This window comes from Candidatus Propionivibrio aalborgensis (genome assembly GCF_900089945.1).
Classification (GTDB): Bacteria; Pseudomonadota; Gammaproteobacteria; order Burkholderiales; family Rhodocyclaceae; genus Propionivibrio; species Propionivibrio aalborgensis.
In genome coordinates, this window is the sequence record NZ_FLQY01000159.1 from 1 (window position 1) to 1,608 (window position 1,608).

The 1,608-nt window shown below is 53.0% G+C and carries 2 protein-coding genes; one reads left to right on the forward strand and one right to left on the reverse strand.

From position 1 onward, the window contains the following. Nucleotides 1-365: hypothetical protein (locus PROAA_RS08935; RefSeq protein ID WP_222102179.1), on the reverse strand; the 365-nt coding region annotated here is incomplete at its 3' end. Between the two features lie 977 nt (nucleotides 366-1,342). Between PROAA_RS08935 and PROAA_RS18880 the strand changes: the two genes are divergently transcribed. Continuing rightward, nucleotides 1,343-1,608, forward strand: a 266-nt coding sequence (locus PROAA_RS18880; RefSeq protein ID WP_222102180.1) for a hypothetical protein, incomplete at its 3' end; no start/stop codon positions are given.

Genomic DNA, 1,608 nt, shown 5'->3' on the forward strand with positions numbered 1-1,608 from the left:
TCTGTATCTGTATCTGTATCTGTATCTGGTGGCGTTACAGTAACGTTACTCTCAGCTTTGACTTTTGCACGATGCCTTGCAACCCTTGACGCGCTTGAGTCTGAGACGAATTGGCGCTTGTCCCACGCGGTCGGTTGGTTGTCGTCGTTAATGAGTGATTTAGACACAAAAAGCGCCTTTGTGCGTAACCACTCTTCGTTACTGATACGGAGTTGAAACGCTACTTCTTCATCTTGTAACGTTACATTGCCGTTACATCGAATGCACAGCAGCATAACGAAGCGGCGCTGGTCTGCCTCGCTCATCATTTGGACCTTGGCGTCATTGGCAAATTCTCCGTAGAGCCTGAACCACGGATTAGGCATTAGAAGCACTCCATTCCGCTGCGCTGTCCTTCTTCTCGCCTTTAAGCATTTACGCGGCCCGAGTTTTGCTCTCTTCGGAGTGCGAAAACACGTCTGGGCGTATTACCCGGAGGTACATCAAGCGTGCGTTTGGGATGCCAGCTTTTCTCCATTCGGCCACCGATGGCGGCTTGATTTCGCACAGCCTGGCGACGGCGGTTGTCCCGCCTAGTGCATCAATAATTTTGTTGGTATCCATTCCCGTATCTTAGGTGGCTCTAAAATAAAAGTCAAGAACATTAAATCAATCTCACCTCAAGAGAGAGCGTGTAAATATTTTCAACAAAACGTAGGAATACTATTGACAAGCGTATTAAGCTGACCTAATATCAACTTAACGCATCACGAAACACGAATCACAGAGCAAGCGAGTAACGGCAGAACAGCGCCGCCAGTCGTGGCCCACCACTCACCGAGGATAGGGGGCTAAGCGAGAGTGATTTGAGGCGGGTGTAGCAGGGCAAGTGAAGTTGCAGTTGGTTTTGGCTCATAGCATCAGACGGTTCGTGCGCTTGGCGGGGCCTCCTTTCAAGTACTTCGGTACTAACCCTGCCAAGGGGCCGCGAAAGACTTTGGCGAGTCTTTCGGAAAAAGTAACGCAAATGGGGCTGGCGATCCCATGCGAACCGGGCAACACCTAGCAGCAAGAGGCACATGCGGCCAGCCTCGTATTCAATGGCCGAGCAAACCGGACTGGCGCGGAAAGCGGCCAGCGTGACGGGAGAACGAAAGCCCCGCGACGAGTGGATAGACACGGAGCGCACGGTGAGAAGACTTCGAGTTATCACGTGGAAGGCGACCTGACTAGCGGAATAGACGCTCAAGCGCTCAGCGCCGCCGGGGGGAGTGCCCGGAACGATTTTAAGCGCGCACCAAACAAGTGGCGTGAGATTGGTATCTAAGAAGCCTGTACTAACCCATTTTTGAGCATTCGCATAATGAACATTGAAGCCATCCTCTACCCTGCCCCGCATCCGTTGCCGCCTTCTGGCGCCGACTATGTTAGGCCGCATGACATGGACGGCAAGCAGCCAGATGACGGCCTGCGCATCTGCAACGTGTGCGGTGGCGCCTTCGCAGAAGAAGGAATGGCGATCAAGCAGAACGGAGACATAGGCAAATCCTGCAAAAGCTGTTCGGACGCAGGGAAAGAGCGGAGCAAGGGAAGGATCAGGAAGTCCAGGGCAAAGCCAAAGCCCGTTGT